We start from the raw sequence: 14,459 nt of genomic DNA, 5'->3' as shown, positions 1-14,459 counted from the left end.
ACGTGCAAGGGAACCGAAAATGCTTGGATCAAAAATCGCTTGGGATGACACTGTTCTCCCGTTTCAACTCGATCAATCAGATGTGCGCGGCCGTGTGGCCCGTCTTGATGGTGTTCTTGAGCAAGTTCTCGAGCAACATGATTACCCCCCAGTGATCGAGGCGCTTGTCGCTGAAGTTGCTTTGCTGACAGCAATGATTGGTCAAACAATCAAATTGCGATGGAAGCTGTCTATTCAAATTCGCAGCGATGGCCCTGCACGCATTATTGCGACCGATTATTATGCGCCCACAGCTGACGGCAAACCAGCGCGTATTCGTGCATATGCTTCGTATGATGCGAACCGCCTTGACCCCAATGGAACTGCCTATGATCAAGTTGGTAAAGGTTATTTTGCGATTTTGATCGACCAAGGTGAAGGTAATAAACCTTATCAGGGTATCACGCCGCTAACCGCTGAGTCGTTGTCTCGCTGTGCTGAGGCGTATTTTGCACAGTCAGAGCAACTTCCAACACGTTTCGAGCTGGCTTTCGGTCGCTCTACGCTTGCAGGCGACGATGAAAAATGGCGTGCTGGTGGCGTTATGTTGCAAAAAATGCCTAAAGCATCACCAAGTGCGGCACCTCTTGAGAGCACAAGCGACGAGAGTTTGCTGACGGCATCCGATATTTTGGATGGGGATGACTTTGAAAACTGGAATCGCGCTAACATCTTGCTTGATACCGTTGATCCTCTAGAATTGATTGGACCAAGTGTGCAGCCAACAGATCTGTTGGTGCGTTTGTTCCATGAGGATAAACCCCGTGTGTTTGATGCTCAACCGGTAGCCTTTGGGTGCAGCTGTTCTGAGAAAAGCGTACGTAACAGTCTTTCAATCTATTCCGCGAAAGACATCGCCACGATGACAACTGAAGAAGGTACTGTGTCAGCGGATTGCCAATTCTGTGGCGCGCATTACGTAATGGACCCAAAAACTCTTGGGTTTGAAGCAAAGGCAAAGACCGATGGTGACGCGGATTGATAGACTGAAGATTGAACGGGCGCTGTCACTTGATGGCCGCCCGTCATCTGATTTTGATCTCAATCCTAAGGCGCGACCAAAAGCTGTTGTTTTAAAGCCCGCAGGCGTGCTGTTGCCGATTGTTGAACGAGACTATGGTTTGCAGCTAATTCTGACCAAGCGATCCTCAACGATCAAACACCATCCGGGCCAAATTGCGTTTCCGGGTGGGCGTGTCGACCCCACCGATGCCACACATATTGCGGCTGCTTTACGTGAAGCTGATGAAGAAATCGGCCTTCCGCCTGAAAATGTCGATGTGCTTGGCGAGTTACCCAGTCATGAAACTATATCGAATTATACCATGCATCCTGTGGTTGGCTGGGTGACACAAAATTTCACCCCTCGTTTGGAGGCGGCTGAAGTGTCCGAGATGTTTGAAGTACCTTTGCTGCATGTTTTGGATATATCGAATTACACCATTCAATCGCGCATTTGGCGCAGACAGGTCCGCAAGTTTTATACGGTCCCCTATGGTCCCTATTATATTTGGGGTGCCACCGCGCGGGTTTTGCGATCTTTCGCACAAAAGGTCAGCCTGTGAAGTCGGTAAAAACATACAGTTGGTTCCAAGCTGAAGTCACTCAAACTGTCATTAAAATGTTCAAATCAGCAGATCAATCGGCCTATTTTGTTGGCGGTTGTATACGCAACAGTTTGATGGGTGTGCCTGTCACCGATCTGGATATCTCGACGCCAATGCGGCCCGAAGCTGTGATGAAGCTTGCAAAATCGGCTGGGTTCAAAGCCATTCCCACAGGGATCGAACACGGAACAATCACTGTCATCGCGGGTGGAGAACCCTTTGAAATAACGACGTTTAGGCGTGATGTCGCCACAGATGGGCGTCGCGCTGTTGTCGCTTTTTCTGACAGTTTAGAAGAGGATGCATGTCGTCGCGATTTTACGATGAATGCGCTTTATGTGGATTTGGACGGTGTAGTCTTAGACCCGCTTGGCGGCATGGCTGATTTAAGGGCGCGCAAGGTGCGCTTCATTGGCGTGCCTCAGGACCGTATCCGCGAGGACTATCTGCGTATTCTGCGGTTTTTCAGGTTTCATGCGACATACGGCGATGCTGATGCAGGCCTTGATGCAGATGCACTGGCAGGATGTGCTGAAAACTTAGACGGCTTGAGTGGCCTGTCTAAAGAGCGCGTAGGATCTGAAATCATTAAACTGCTATCTGCGCGTGACCCGAGTGCCTCTATTGGCGGGATGGAGATGACTGGCGTTCTTCAAGCAATTTTGCCAGGTGCGTCTGGGCGTTCGTTTTACCCATATGTGTCACAAGAATTCCATATCGACCCCATGGCGCGACTTGCCGCGCTGGGCGGTGAGGATGCTGGGCCTTTGCTCAAACTGTCGAGAAAGCAATCTGTGCGGCTTGCGAAATTTAAAGATGCGATGGGCCATGGACGCTCAGTTTATGAGATCGCATTTGTAGAAGGTGCTGATATGGCGCTTTGTATTGCAGCATTGCGCGCGGCTGTGTTTGAGCAGCCATTGCAAACCGATGTAAGGGAGCAAATTTTGACGGCATCTAAGCAGGTTTTTCCGGTCAGAGCCCAAGATTTAATGCCCGAATACACCGGTGCTGAGCTTGGCGAGGCGTTGAAGACGCTACAACATGCTTGGCTGGCGTCCGGTTTTGCCCTAACCAAGGCGAAATTGATGCAAATATTGGAAACCAAGTCGACATGACACAGATAGAAATCACACGACTTGGGCACCACGGTGATGGTATCGCGGTTGGTCCAATCTTTGCTGCCAAAACATTGCCCGGTGAAATCGTTGAAGGCGACATCACTGGCGACCGTATCGTAAGCCCAAGCATTGTTACACCATCACCAGATCGCGTGAAGCCACCCTGCGTGCACTTCAAGGCCTGCGGCGGCTGTGCCTTGCAGCACGCGTCAGACGATTTTGTTGCGAATTGGAAATCCGATGTCGTGCGCACAGCCTTGTCGCATCAAGGCATTGATGTGCCGATTTCGAGTGTTTTTACTTCACCAAACCAATCGCGCCGCCGTGCGACTTTTGCGGGGCGACGTACAAAAAAAGGTGTTTTGGTTGGGCTGCATGGTCGTGCCTCTGGTACTTTGGTGCCTGTGCCCAATTGTGTGTTGATGACGCAAAAAATTATGAATGGGCTGCCTGCATTTGAGGATTTGGTTCAGATCGGCGGGTCTCGTCGTGTTGAGATGGCAATTACCGTGACGGATTCTGACGCTGGCTTGGACGTTTCTGTTGTTGATGGCAAAGAGCTCGATATGGAATTGCGTTCTGATTTGGCTGGCGTTGTTCGTAAATATGGGATCATTCGCCTGTCATGGAATGGCGATGAGGTTGTGCAAGAAACTCGCCCCTTTTTGTCATTTGGGCGCGCACGCCTTGTGCCGCCTCCAGGCGCATTTTTGCAAGCCACACGCCACGGCGAGCAATCTCTTATTGCCTTGATGAAAGAGGCTGTATCTGGCGCGGAGCGTGTGGTCGATCTCTTTTCGGGCTGCGGCACCTTTGCTCTGCCCATGGCCGAATTTGCCGAAGTTCATGCGGTTGAGGGGGAAAAAGCGATGCTTAACAGCCTGTCAGAAGCGTGGAAAACAGCTTCGGGGTTAAAGCCTGTCACGGTTGCCACGCGCGACTTGTTTCGCCAACCTTTGTTGCCGGATGAGTTGAACAAATTTGATGCGGCAATCATCGACCCGCCGCGTGCAGGTGCTTTGGCGCAAACGGGTGAATTGGCCAAAAGCAAATTGCAATCGATTGGTTTTGTGTCCTGTAACCCTGTGACATTTGGACGAGACGCCAAAACGCTTGTTGAGGCAGGCTTTGCAATTGATTGGCTACATGTTGTCGATCAGTTCAGGTGGTCGCCTCACGTGGAAATCGCGGCAAAATTCAGTCGCACCTGATACAGAATTTACTTTGAGCATTGTGATTGCTGGCGTATACGCAGCAAAAACAGGTTTGGATGTAATAATGGAACGCCGCAACGTTATAGCAGTCTTGGCTGCGGTTAGCCTTTTCCCCTCAGTTGCGTTTTCACGCACTTTAACCCCATATTCTGGGCCGCGCGTGACTCGTGTCGTGCTGTATAAGGGTAGGCGTCGTTTGTATTTGCTGAGCGGAACCAAGGTGTTGAAAAAATATAAGGTTGGCCTTGGGGGTGTTCCTGTGGGCCATAAGCAATTTGAGGGTGATGGAAAAACACCTGAAGGCAGCTACATTATTGATCGTAAAAACCCGCAGTCGCAGTATCACCTTTCGATTGGAATCTCTTATCCAAACAGCCGTGATATTGCCTATGCACGTGCATATGGCCGCAGTCCTGGTGGTGAAATTTTCATTCACGGCCGAGCGGGTGAACACAAAGGCCGCGGGCGTGATTGGACCGCAGGCTGTATTGCCGTAAAAGACAAACACATGGAAGAAATCTACATGATGGTTGCCACGGGAACGCAAATCGACATCCATCCTTAGGGCAGGTGCCGATCGCCGTGTTCTATTCAGTGCTGGCGAACTGCGGCGCTGCGCTACCCAAAATCATTGTCCACCAAAGTTTGCCGCCTTGTTCTTGGAACCATGCAAAGCCAAGGTCTGTAGCGCGAGAATCCAAAATGATCTCGCGTGTATCTGGCTGCTCCATCCACGCACCCAATGTTTCCAATTCGGATTCATATGTTTCCGAAATGTTTTCGCCGAGCATTGTGCCGATGTAGCCTGAGCGCGCAACGCGATCGATGGGCGATGATCCATCTGATCCGAAATGCCACGGGCGATTTTGGTTTTTCATGTCTTGCGAATGAGTGGCCGCCGCTGCGTTTAGGTTGGAATTCAACTTGATTTCTGGTGCGCCAGCTGCGGCGCGCAAGGCGTTGATTGAATCAAGCATACGGTATTGAACCTTGGCTTCTTCGCGCGCGCTGATCCGATAAACACGTGGCAGCGGTTTCCCGTCGGGCCCTAATGCGGGGGTGTTGCTTTCGCATGCACTTAGGCCGATAATGGAAACAAGAAGCAGAACAATGAAACGCGTCATTTTTTTAGTACCCTGAATACGATCTTAGAATCACCTATCCTGAAAATGATGTATGATCAAATCATGTCCGCGTGTTTTCGCCGCCAATGATTGTTTGATTTGCGACTGCGACAATCGCGCCATATACATGGCACTATGAAATAACTGTTTTGGGGTCCATTATGACCAATAAAGTCGATACCAAACTCTCAAGACGCGCCTTTGTAGCAGTGTCCACTGCTTGTGTGGCTGCACCTGCTTTGGCGCAAACTGACAATTCTACAGAAGTTGAACGCGATATTTCTGAAGTCGTACGTCGTAATATTTCGAGCTTTCGCTCTTTGGATTGGCGTCCGTATTTTGACAATACACGCAACGGCGCGATATTGGTCGATACGACATCCAGAGCATTACATTACTGGAGCGAAGATCAGTCAATTTACAAATTGTATCCGACTTCAGTCCCATTATCCGAAGACCTGACACGCCTTGGCCGGACATCTGTCATCCGCAAGGTCGAGGGGCCATCATGGGCACCGACGCCATCTATGCGCATTCGCAATCCAGAATGGCCAAGTTTTGTCGGACCAGGTCCGGACAATCCGTTGGGCACGCATGCTTTGTACCTGTCGTGGACCTATTATCGCATTCACGGCACGCATGACACACGTAAAATTGGTCGCCGTTCGTCAAACGGCTGCATTGGTTTGTATAACGAGCACATCAAAGAATTGTACGATCTCGTTGGCAACGGCGCGCAGGTTTTGTTGATTTAACGCAATTGCGTTGGCAGTTATATAATGGCGACCCTGTGATCGGGGCCGCCATTTTTTATGCCCTAAATCCAGCCTGCAAGATTGGTTTCGATGACTGTGCACAGCGCTGAAATATGCGCGTCGTCGTCATTGAGGCAGGGAATGTACAAGAAATCTTCGCCACCTGCGTGCTCAAAGCTTTCTTTGATTTCCTCGTTGATTTCTTCAAGCGTCTCGATGCAATCGGCAGAAAATGCTGGCGCGCAGATCGCGATGCTTTTGTTGCCAGCCTTTGCCTGACGCGCAACCTCTTCAACCGTATAAGGTTGAAGCCATTCTTCGGGTCCAAACTTGGATTGGAAGGTTGTCATGATTTCCGTATCCGCCCAACCTAGCTGTTCTTTCAGCAATCGTGTCGTTTTATGGCAGTGGCAGTGATAAGGATCGCCGCCTTCCTTTAGGTAACGTTCTGGTAAGCCATGATAGGAGCAAATCAGAATATCTGGTTTTTTTGCCGTACGAGCATAGCTGCGCTTAATGGATTGCGCCAAGGCATCGATGTATTCAGGTTTGTCAAAATAGGGCTCGACCGTGCGCACAGCGGGCTGCCAGTTTTCTTCCATCAACGCGCGAAAAAATTGATCGTTTGCCGTTGCGACCGTCGCACCTGCGTATTGTGGATAAAGCGGAAAAAACAGGATCTTCGTACAGCCCTCAGCAACCATTTCGGCCACCTTTGATTTGGTCGATGGATTGCCATAGCGCATGCAGTAATCGACCACCACCTCGTCACCATATTTAGACCCTAACGCGGCTGAAATGGCGGAGGTTTGTTGCTTTGTGATTGTCGCAAGCGGACTTTCATTAGCTTCATTGTTCCAGATGGATTTATAAGCAGCGCCAGATTTTGACGGGCGGACGGACAAGATGATGCCCTGCAATATTGGTTGCCATTTCCAAGCAGGGTAATCGACAACGCGTTTGTCTGACAAAAACTCACTTAAGTATTTGCGCATAGACCAATAGTCCGTCGCATCAGGTGTGCCCAAATTCGCCAGAAGCACTCCGATTTTTTGCTTTGGAATCTTTGGATGATCCGTTGTCGCATGCGCTGGGCAAACGGCATCGTCGGCATTTGTGTTGAGCCGTGTTGGCTTCATGGTTCCCATCGCGTGATCCTGTCTTTTTGTATTCTATTAGGCTAGGGCGCAGTCAAAATTGTTCAAGTCTGCGGTGCATCATTTGGTAAGTTGAATTCTTTTGCCCCAAGGGCATCGGCTAAGCGCGTTCTGGCCGATCCGGGCATCAAGGGCTTGGGTTGACTGGAATCTGGTGCCCAGCCGGTCAAAAACACCATATCAAAGGTTGCGTTCAACCGATCTTGGTCTGAGAAGTGTTTTTTGTAGAGTGTCTGAGTGAGATCAAACAGCGCGCGCGTCGCGGTTTTGCGGGATCGTGCGTGTAAGGCAGAGGTTTCTCCCATAGCGCGAAGATCGTGAATAAGCTGGTTTAGAGACGAAAATGTTACTTTCGTGGTGGTTTTGTCGGCCACAGGCAGAGCAAATGAGGCGCGTTGCAGCAAGCCACCTAGATCGCGCAGTTCCCCCATCGGTAACACCCGCGGTGACAGTCCGCCGGAGCATTCAATTTCGGCTTGCGACAAACAAGACCGCAATTCGTGAAGCGTTTGGTCGCCAAAAAACGCAGCGATCATGAGACCGTCAGGTTTCAGGGCGCGATTGCATTGAATGAGTTGACCAACTGGATCATTGGCCCAGTGCAAAGACATCGCATGGATGACCAGATCATGTTGGCGCTCTTGCAGGTTTAAAACATCATCATCGGCAACAACCGTTGCATCAGGGAACCATGATTGCCAAAGCTCGGGAAAACTCGTGACAATTGCTGGCGATGTAAACGGTTTGTTAACCATGTCGAGCCGATCTTGAATTTCAAGACGTGCCTCATGGTGCAGAAAAAAATCTCCCCCTATACGCTTGGCGCGCAGACGGTTGCGCATCAATTGAGCGCGATCAACAAGGGGGGAGGTATTGGACATAAGCTCTCTTCCGGTGAAGTTGGGCCAACTTAGGAAGTCATGCGGAAAATGCAAAGACTGGCGCGGTTCTTATACCCCCCTCAATGCCTAACATGCGACGAAATAGTCGACTTTGTGCATGGTCTTTGTCCAAAATGTTGGGCCGATACGCCCTTTATCAAGCAAAATGGTTGTGAAATGTGTGCAGCCCCGTTGATTGGTGAGGTCGAGAGTGGTGATTTGTGTGATTCATGTCGTGTTGTGCCGCGGTCGTGGTCGCGCGCGCGTGCTGCCTTGTTGTATGAGGGGAACGCCAGATCTATCGTTTTGCGTCTAAAGCACGGAGATAGAACGGATCTTGCCCATCCTGCTGGTGCTTGGTTGGCCGAGGCGGCGCGCCCTTTGGTGACGACAGATATGATTGTCGCACCTGTGCCGCTGCATTGGTTTCGCGGGGTTCGACGTAGGTACAATCAGTCTTTGCTGCTTTCACGCCGCGTATCACGGTTGTTGGAGCTGGATCACTGTCCAAATCTATTGCAAAGACGAATTGCCACACGCAAACTTGATGGCATGACGGCGCAAGAGCGTGCGGATGTCGTCTCGAACGCTATAGCTTTGAGACCGCATCACGTTCAGACACTTAAGGGCCGCCATGTTTTGTTAATCGATGATGTTATGACCACAGGTGCCACTTTAACGACCTGTGCTAAGGCCTGTCTGCAAGGCGGTGCCGTTCAAGTTTCCGTTGCGGTGCTGGCACGCGTTGCGAAGAAGAACTAAACCCTTATAGTCCTGCCGGACATAAAGGAAAAAACATGCAGCCTGTAACACTCTATACGACACCGATTTGCCCGTTTTGTATCGCCGCCAAGCGGCTTTTGGACAGCAAGGGGGTAGAATACACCAATCTTGATGTGATGGCTCAGCCAGAACTGCGCGCTGAAATGATGCAGCGCGCCAATGGTCGCCACACTGTGCCACAAATTTTTATTGGTGAGACACATGTTGGTGGATGCGATGAGTTACATCAACTGGAGCGCGCAGGAAAACTTGATCCGCTTTTGGCGGGGTAAGTATATGCCGAAAGTTGGTCTTGTCACGCTGAACTCTAGCGATGATCCCACGCAAAACCTGCATGTGGTGCAGAGTTATATTGATGAGGCCGCCGCGCGTGGCGCGCAGATTGTGATGACGCCTGAGGTTACCAACTGCGTGTCCACGTCGCGGGTGCATCAACAGAATGTGCTTTGTTTTGAGGCTGATGATTTAACGCTGCAAGCCTTGCAAAAGCAGGCTCTAACGCTTGGCGTTTGGCTCCTTATTGGATCATTGGCATTGAAAACGGGTGATGCAGATGGTCGCTTTGCAAATAGGTCGTTTTTGATCGGCCCAGATGGCATGATCAAAGCGCGCTATGACAAAATTCATATGTTTGACGTGACCCTGTCCGAGACAGAATCCTATAAAGAATCTGCTGGGTATCGCCCTGGAACAGAGGCCGTAGTGACGCAGACACCCCTGGGCGCCATTGGTTTGACCATCTGCTATGATGTGCGTTTCCCGCATCTTTATCGGTCTTTGGCGCAATCAGGTGCGGAGATTCTCACTGTTCCTGCTGCATTTGCTCAGGCCACTGGTCGTGCGCATTGGGAAGTTCTTTTGCGCGCGCGTGCGATTGAAACGGGCAGTTTCGTCTTTGCGCCAACACAGACAGGTCAACATAGTGAGACAAAAGGTGGTAAACGTAAAACCCACGGGCACAGCTTAGCGATTTCGCCTTGGGGTGAAGTGCTTTATGATGGTGGAATCGAATGCGGCGTCGGGATCGTGGATTACGATTTAAATGACGTTGCCAAAGCCCGTAGCGCCATACCATCGCTTCAACATGACAAAGAATTTAAGGCCTTAAAATGACGTCATCAACTGGCACAGATTCTTTGGCTGTGGCTCTTTTTTCTGAAATTTTTATGGCGGACCAGTTGGCGCGAAACCGTCTAACGAAAGCCCTGCCAAAAGGCATGGAGATCAGCCATTTTTCGGTGCTCAATCATTTGGCACGATCTGGCGAAGAGCGCTCGCCTGCACAATTGGCACGAGCGTTTCATGTGACGCGCGGGGCTATGACCAATACGTTGAACAAGCTGGAATGGGCGGGGCATATACATATTCGCCCAGACTGGGATGACGCACGTCGCAAGTTCGTGTCGATTTCTCCTGCGGGGAAAGCCGCACGAGACGCAGCTTTGGCTGCCATTACGCCTATCCTCAATCAGGTTGTCGAATCGATTGGGCAAGACAAGGTAAAAAATGCCCTTCCTGTGTTGCGTGAAATGCGCATTCGGCTTGAAAGTGACATATAAATGTGACCCTAAGCTGGCTTAATTGACGCTGTAACGTAGTTCACAGATAGATCGCGATCTGACAAAGACCATGTCCACAGAACCGGATTGAAGACAAAGCCTTTGCGATCAACAGGCGACAGGCCCGCATTGGAAATTAGGTTGAACAGCTCGTCCGGTGTAATGAATTTGTCCCATTCGTGGGTGCCGCGTGGCAACCAACGCATAACAACTTCAGCGCCTAAGATAGCCACAACGTATGATTTCGGATTTCGGTTTATGGTTGAACAAACCATCATCCCCCCCGGTTTCAGCAAAGTTTGGCAAGCATTCAGATAGGTTTGTGGATCGGCGACGTGTTCAACAACTTCCATGTTCAAAACCACATCGAATTGTTCGCCAGCCTCAGCCAAATCTTCGGCGGCGGTGTGGCGGTAGTCTATTTCCAGACCTGATTGTTCCGCATGAAGGCGCGCCACTGGCAAATTGCCTGCTGCGGCATCTGCCCCCACAACTGTGGCCCCAAGTCGCGCCATGGGTTCAGACAAAAGCCCGCCACCACAGCCGATATCCAACAGGCGCAGTCCTGTGAATGGTTTTGGGGTGCTCAGATCGCGTCCAAATTCAGCGGCGATTTGCGTTGTAATATAATCGAGACGACAGGGATTGAGCATGTGAAGCGGTTTGAATTTACCGTTGGGATCCCACCATTCGGCAGCCATCGCTTCGAATTTTGCGACTTCGGATGGGTCAATGGTGGACTGATGCGTTTGCATGATCCGTTCCTTCATGTTCAATTCGTATGTGATCAGAGTCGTGATCGAGATTTATTCTGAGCTATCATGCTCTATATAGGATTTCCATGAACAAGGTATCGGGCCAAAAGAGCGCATATAGTTATCTCTATCCCCAGCTTTCATCATATGATCAGCGGATGTTGGATGTTGGCGATGGGCATAGTTTATATATTGAGCAAAGCGGCAACTCCAATGGCATTCCTGTTGTGGTTCTGCATGGCGGGCCTGGGGGCGGTTGTAGTCCGTTTATGCGTCGGTTTTTTGATCCCGCGATTTTTCGCATTATTTTGTTTGATCAACGCGGCTGCGGGCGTTCTACGCCTTTTGCATCCGTAAAAAACAATACCACGTGGCACCTTGTGGCAGATATTGAGCGCATTCGTACCACTCTTGGCATTAAGCAATGGGTGGTTTTTGGTGGAAGCTGGGGGGCAACACTGGGTTTAGCCTATACCCAAGCGCACCCTGACCGTGTGATCCATTTGGTGTTGCGGGGTGTATTTTTGGGCATGCAATCTGAATTGGATTGGTTTTACGGCGGAGGCGCTGGGCGGTTTTGGCCAGATTTGTGGGAGGATTTCGTACGTGACATTCCCCAAGACGAACGCGATGATTTGATCGCAGCCTATAATCGACGCTTGTTCAGTGGTGATGTGGCTATTGAGAACAACTACGCAAAGATCTGGTCCAAATGGGAAAATGCTTTGGCGTCGATTGGGTCTAACGGCAAGGTCGGCGATCCGCCCATTCAGTTTGCGCGGGCGATCGCGCGATTGGAAAATCACTACTTTTCAAATCATGTGTTTTTTGAACATGACAGAAAGCTTCTAGATGACATTGCTGTGATGGCACATGTATCCGGCACAATCGTGCAAGGTCGCTTTGATATGGTTTGTCCACCACAAAGCGCATATGCCCTGCATAAGCTTTGGCCTAAGTCGTCACTTCATATGGTTGGTCTAGCTGGGCACGCTTTGTCAGAGACCGGAATTGCGGCAAAGTTGGTTGAAACAATGGATCATATTGGGCGCGTGATGCGATAGGGCTTGCAGATTCGACTATGTGGGCGTATATGCCTGTTCAACAGCGGCGCGATGGGTGATCCTAAAGCTCCACCGGGAAATATCAACGGGCCGCGCGCCCGTTTTTTTGTGCCCTTTAAAAGGCCCCCAAATGCCCGAAAGGCTAACTGGAATATGTCCGAACTGATTGCCAAAACCTCTATCGATCGCCGATTGGCCGAGATCGTGGGCCCTGTTATCGAGGGCATGGGCTTTGAGCTGGTGCGTATTCGTCTGATGTCATCGACAAAGTCGAAAACGCTACAGATTATGGCTGAACGCCCCGCTGGCGGCATCGAAGTCGATGAATGTGCTCAAATTTCCACAGCTGTTTCCGCGGTCTTGGATGTTGAGGATCCGATTGAAGACGAGTTCACGCTTGAAGTGTCCAGTCCCGGTATCGACCGCCCGCTGACACGTTTGAAAGATTTTGAGACCTTTGAGGGCTATGAGGCCCGCATTGAGACTGACGAAATGTTCGATGGCCGTCGCCGCTTTAAGGGCGAATTGGCTGGCGTCGAAGACGATGATGTTTTGATCAACATTATCGAACATGGCGAAACGGTTACCATCGGTCTTAAATTTGACTGGCTGTCAGATGCAAAACTGATTTTGACCGACGATCTAATCGCTGAAATGCTCCGTCAACGCAAAGCGACCGGCGCGATTGACGAAACCCAATTTGATGATGTTGAAACCGAAGACGGTTCCACTGACGACCTTAGAGAGGACTGAGACATGGCAATCACCTCCGCCAACCAGCTTGAATTGCTTCAAACCGCTGAGGCCGTGGCCCGCGAAAAAATGATCGACCCCAACCTTGTGGTTGAGGCGATGGAAGAAAGCTTGGCGCGCGCAGCGAAATCTCGCTACGGCTCCGAAATGGACATTCGTGTTCACATTGATCGCAAAACAGGTAAGGCCACGTTTACACGTGTGCGCACTGTTGTCGCCGAAGAAGAGCTGGAAAACTACCAATCCGAATTGACTATCGAGCAAGCCAAGCAATACATGGCTGATCCTGAAATCGGCAGTGAAATCACCGATGAAGTGCCGCCAGTTGAGCTTGGCCGTATTGCAGCGCAATCTGCGAAACAGGTTATCTTGCAAAAAGTGCGCGAAGCAGAACGTGATCGTCAATATGACGAGTTCAAAGATCGCGCTGGCACAATCATCAACGGTGTTGTGAAGCGCGAAGAATACGGCAATGTGATCGTGGATATCGGTCGCGGCGAAGGCATCTTGCGCCGCAATGAAAAGATCGGCCGCGAAACATACCGCCCGAACGATCGTGTGCGCTGTTTCATCAAAGACGTGCGCCGCGAAGCGCGTGGCCCACAAGTGTTCTTGTCGCGCACCGCACCTGAATTCATGTCTGAGCTGTTCAAAATGGAAGTGCCGGAAATATACGACGGCATCATCGAAATCAAAGCTGTGGCCCGTGATCCTGGGTCGCGTGCAAAAATCGCTGTGATTTCAAATGATGGTTCTATCGATCCAGTTGGTGCTTGTGTTGGTATGCGTGGGTCACGTGTGCAAGCTGTTGTGAATGAACTTCAGGGTGAGAAAATCGACATCATCCCATGGAACGAAGATGCGCCAACATTCCTCGTGAATGCGCTTCAGCCTGCTGAAGTGTCCAAAGTTGTTCTGGACGACGACGCGGGTAAAATCGAAGTTGTTGTTCCTGACGAACAGCTGTCCTTGGCGATTGGTCGTCGTGGTCAAAACGTGCGTCTTGCATCTCAGTTGACGGGTCTAGATATCGACATTCTCACTGAGGCTGAAGAATCTGAGCGTCGCCAAAAAGAGTTCGCGATCCGCACCAAATTGTTCATGGACAATCTCGACTTGGACGAATTCTTCGCACAGCTTCTTGTGTCCGAAGGTTTCACCAACTTGGAAGAAGTTGCTTACGTCGAAGTTGATGAATTGCTGGTAATTGATGGGGTTGATGAGGCCACTGCTGGCGAACTTCAGGCCCGTGCCCGTGACGTTCTTGAGGCCGCAAACCTCAAAGCGCTCGAAAACGCGCGCGCACTTGGTGTTCTGGACAGCTTGGTTGAATTTGACGGTCTGACACCCCAGATGATTGAAGCTCTGGCTGAGGATGGCGTGAAATCACTCGAAGATTTCGCAACATGCGCGGACTGGGAGCTTGCTGGTGGCTGGACAACGATTAACGGCGAGCGCCACAAAGATGAGGGTTTGCTTGAGAAATTTGACATGTCCTTGGAAGAGGCGCAAACGCTGGTCATGACTGCGCGTATTCAGTTGGGTTGGGTCGATCCTGCCGAGCTTGAAGGTGCAAGTGATGACGACGCAGATGTTGACGGCGAAACAGAGGAGGCAGAGGCCTAAAAGGTCTCGGTTTAGGTGATC

At 50.6% G+C, this 14,459-nt stretch carries 17 protein-coding genes; 13 read left to right on the top strand and 4 right to left on the bottom strand.

Annotated features, from left to right (window positions below):
- Positions 1-19: 19 nt before the first annotated feature.
- The 5 genes from KO497_RS06895 (at position 20) to KO497_RS06875 (ending at position 4,546) form a co-directional block, all read left to right on the top strand.
- Positions 20-1,021 carry an Hsp33 family molecular chaperone HslO gene (locus tag KO497_RS06895; RefSeq protein WP_215943229.1) on the top strand — a complete coding sequence of 334 codons (1,002 nt, stop codon included), beginning with the start codon at positions 20-22 and terminating at the stop codon, positions 1,019-1,021.
- Positions 1,005-1,604 carry a CoA pyrophosphatase gene (locus tag KO497_RS06890; protein ID WP_215943228.1) on the top strand — a complete coding sequence of 200 codons (600 nt, stop codon included), beginning with the start codon at positions 1,005-1,007 and terminating at the stop codon, positions 1,602-1,604. Before KO497_RS06895 ends, KO497_RS06890 begins: the two co-directional genes overlap by 17 nt.
- Complete coding sequence (locus tag KO497_RS06885; protein ID WP_354668098.1) at positions 1,601-2,764, top strand: CCA tRNA nucleotidyltransferase; 1,164 nt, start codon at positions 1,601-1,603, stop codon at positions 2,762-2,764. Before KO497_RS06890 ends, KO497_RS06885 begins: the two co-directional genes overlap by 4 nt.
- Positions 2,761-3,978, top strand: coding sequence for a class I SAM-dependent RNA methyltransferase (locus KO497_RS06880; RefSeq protein WP_215943227.1), 1,218 nt, complete (start codon positions 2,761-2,763; stop codon positions 3,976-3,978). Before KO497_RS06885 ends, KO497_RS06880 begins: the two co-directional genes overlap by 4 nt.
- A 67-nt stretch (positions 3,979-4,045) precedes the next feature.
- Positions 4,046-4,546, top strand: a complete 501-nt coding sequence (locus KO497_RS06875; RefSeq protein WP_215943226.1) for a L,D-transpeptidase family protein — start codon at positions 4,046-4,048, stop codon at positions 4,544-4,546.
- A gap of 22 nt (positions 4,547-4,568) precedes the next feature.
- On the opposite strand, the gene KO497_RS06870 is transcribed toward KO497_RS06875, so the two are convergent.
- The gene (locus tag KO497_RS06870; RefSeq protein ID WP_215943225.1) at positions 4,569-5,105 is read right to left on the bottom strand and encodes a CAP domain-containing protein; all 537 of its coding nucleotides are present in this window, start codon (positions 5,103-5,105) and stop codon (positions 4,569-4,571) included.
- A gap of 161 nt (positions 5,106-5,266) precedes the next feature.
- Here KO497_RS06870 and KO497_RS06865 point away from each other — a divergent pair, with 161 nt between their 5' ends.
- Entirely contained in the window at positions 5,267-5,860 is a 594-nt protein-coding gene (locus KO497_RS06865) for a L,D-transpeptidase (protein ID WP_215943224.1), read from the top strand.
- Between the two features lie 62 nt (positions 5,861-5,922).
- On the opposite strand, the gene hemH is transcribed toward KO497_RS06865, so the two are convergent.
- Together hemH and KO497_RS06855 are read right to left on the bottom strand one after the other, a co-directional pair.
- Entirely contained in the window at positions 5,923-7,008 is a 1,086-nt protein-coding gene (gene hemH / locus KO497_RS06860) for a ferrochelatase (protein ID WP_252729551.1), read from the bottom strand.
- 53 nt (positions 7,009-7,061) lie between these two features.
- The gene (locus KO497_RS06855) at positions 7,062-7,898 is read right to left on the bottom strand and encodes a methyltransferase domain-containing protein (RefSeq protein ID WP_215943223.1); all 837 of its coding nucleotides are present in this window, start codon (positions 7,896-7,898) and stop codon (positions 7,062-7,064) included.
- 39 nt (positions 7,899-7,937) lie between these two features.
- Here KO497_RS06855 and KO497_RS06850 point away from each other — a divergent pair, with 39 nt between their 5' ends.
- Genes KO497_RS06850 through KO497_RS06835 form a run of 4 tightly spaced genes read left to right on the top strand, consistent with a single transcriptional unit; the run spans position 7,938 to position 10,240 of the window.
- Positions 7,938-8,660, top strand: a complete 723-nt coding sequence (locus KO497_RS06850; protein WP_354668097.1) for a ComF family protein — start codon at positions 7,938-7,940, stop codon at positions 8,658-8,660.
- A gap of 35 nt (positions 8,661-8,695) precedes the next feature.
- Positions 8,696-8,953 carry a glutaredoxin 3 gene (grxC, locus tag KO497_RS06845; RefSeq protein WP_215943222.1) on the top strand — a complete coding sequence of 86 codons (258 nt, stop codon included), beginning with the start codon at positions 8,696-8,698 and terminating at the stop codon, positions 8,951-8,953.
- Positions 8,954-8,957: 4 nt separating this feature from the next.
- Positions 8,958-9,794, top strand: a complete 837-nt coding sequence (locus KO497_RS06840) for a carbon-nitrogen hydrolase family protein (RefSeq protein ID WP_215943287.1) — start codon at positions 8,958-8,960, stop codon at positions 9,792-9,794.
- Positions 9,791-10,240 (top strand): MarR family winged helix-turn-helix transcriptional regulator, encoded by a 450-nt coding sequence (locus KO497_RS06835; RefSeq protein ID WP_215943221.1) that lies wholly within the window; start codon positions 9,791-9,793, stop codon positions 10,238-10,240. The genes KO497_RS06840 and KO497_RS06835 overlap by 4 nt, the downstream gene beginning before the upstream one ends.
- Before the next feature lie 8 nt (positions 10,241-10,248).
- On the opposite strand, the gene ubiG is transcribed toward KO497_RS06835, so the two are convergent.
- Positions 10,249-10,995, bottom strand: a complete 747-nt coding sequence (ubiG, locus tag KO497_RS06830; RefSeq protein WP_215943220.1) for a bifunctional 2-polyprenyl-6-hydroxyphenol methylase/3-demethylubiquinol 3-O-methyltransferase UbiG — start codon at positions 10,993-10,995, stop codon at positions 10,249-10,251.
- An 86-nt stretch (positions 10,996-11,081) separates the two neighbouring features.
- Here ubiG and pip point away from each other — a divergent pair, with 86 nt between their 5' ends.
- From pip to nusA, 3 genes are all read left to right on the top strand, one after another.
- Positions 11,082-12,059 carry a prolyl aminopeptidase gene (gene pip, locus KO497_RS06825; protein ID WP_215943219.1) on the top strand — a complete coding sequence of 326 codons (978 nt, stop codon included), beginning with the start codon at positions 11,082-11,084 and terminating at the stop codon, positions 12,057-12,059.
- A 153-nt stretch (positions 12,060-12,212) separates the two neighbouring features.
- Positions 12,213-12,812 (top strand): ribosome maturation factor RimP, encoded by a 600-nt coding sequence (rimP, locus tag KO497_RS06820; RefSeq protein WP_215943218.1) that lies wholly within the window; start codon positions 12,213-12,215, stop codon positions 12,810-12,812.
- A gap of 3 nt (positions 12,813-12,815) precedes the next feature.
- The gene (gene nusA / locus KO497_RS06815) at positions 12,816-14,438 is read left to right on the top strand and encodes a transcription termination factor NusA (RefSeq protein ID WP_215943217.1); all 1,623 of its coding nucleotides are present in this window, start codon (positions 12,816-12,818) and stop codon (positions 14,436-14,438) included.
- Positions 14,439-14,459 lie beyond the last annotated feature (21 nt).

It is taken from the genome of Pacificibacter marinus, from assembly GCF_018860665.1.
Taxonomy (GTDB): Bacteria; Pseudomonadota; Alphaproteobacteria; order Rhodobacterales; family Rhodobacteraceae; genus Celeribacter; species Celeribacter marinus_A.
The sequence above is the reverse complement of the archived record's forward strand: the minus strand, read 5'-3'. Positions and strand labels throughout refer to the sequence as shown.

Excerpts from the sequence above, each read along its gene's own strand:
- KO497_RS06895 (WP_215943229.1), top strand. The coding sequence starts at position 20 with ATGCTTGGATCAAAAATCGCTTGGGATGACACTGTTCTCCCGTTTCAA.
- KO497_RS06890 (WP_215943228.1), top strand. The coding sequence starts at position 1,005 with ATGGTGACGCGGATTGATAGACTGAAGATTGAACGGGCGCTGTCACTT.
- KO497_RS06880 (WP_215943227.1), top strand. The coding sequence starts at position 2,761 with ATGACACAGATAGAAATCACACGACTTGGGCACCACGGTGATGGTATC.
- KO497_RS06875 (WP_215943226.1), top strand. The coding sequence starts at position 4,046 with ATGGAACGCCGCAACGTTATAGCAGTCTTGGCTGCGGTTAGCCTTTTC.
- KO497_RS06870 (WP_215943225.1), bottom strand. The coding sequence starts at position 5,105 with ATGACGCGTTTCATTGTTCTGCTTCTTGTTTCCATTATCGGCCTAAGT.
- KO497_RS06865 (WP_215943224.1), top strand. The coding sequence starts at position 5,267 with ATGACCAATAAAGTCGATACCAAACTCTCAAGACGCGCCTTTGTAGCA.
- hemH (WP_252729551.1), bottom strand. The coding sequence starts at position 7,008 with ATGGGAACCATGAAGCCAACACGGCTCAACACAAATGCCGACGATGCC.
- KO497_RS06855 (WP_215943223.1), bottom strand. The coding sequence starts at position 7,898 with ATGTCCAATACCTCCCCCCTTGTTGATCGCGCTCAATTGATGCGCAAC.
- KO497_RS06850 (WP_354668097.1), top strand. The coding sequence starts at position 7,938 with ATGCGGAAAATGCAAAGACTGGCGCGGTTCTTATACCCCCCTCAATGC.
- grxC (WP_215943222.1), top strand. The coding sequence starts at position 8,696 with ATGCAGCCTGTAACACTCTATACGACACCGATTTGCCCGTTTTGTATC.
- KO497_RS06840 (WP_215943287.1), top strand. The coding sequence starts at position 8,958 with ATGCCGAAAGTTGGTCTTGTCACGCTGAACTCTAGCGATGATCCCACG.
- KO497_RS06835 (WP_215943221.1), top strand. The coding sequence starts at position 9,791 with ATGACGTCATCAACTGGCACAGATTCTTTGGCTGTGGCTCTTTTTTCT.
- ubiG (WP_215943220.1), bottom strand. The coding sequence starts at position 10,995 with ATGCAAACGCATCAGTCCACCATTGACCCATCCGAAGTCGCAAAATTC.
- pip (WP_215943219.1), top strand. The coding sequence starts at position 11,082 with ATGAACAAGGTATCGGGCCAAAAGAGCGCATATAGTTATCTCTATCCC.
- rimP (WP_215943218.1), top strand. The coding sequence starts at position 12,213 with ATGTCCGAACTGATTGCCAAAACCTCTATCGATCGCCGATTGGCCGAG.
- nusA (WP_215943217.1), top strand. The coding sequence starts at position 12,816 with ATGGCAATCACCTCCGCCAACCAGCTTGAATTGCTTCAAACCGCTGAG.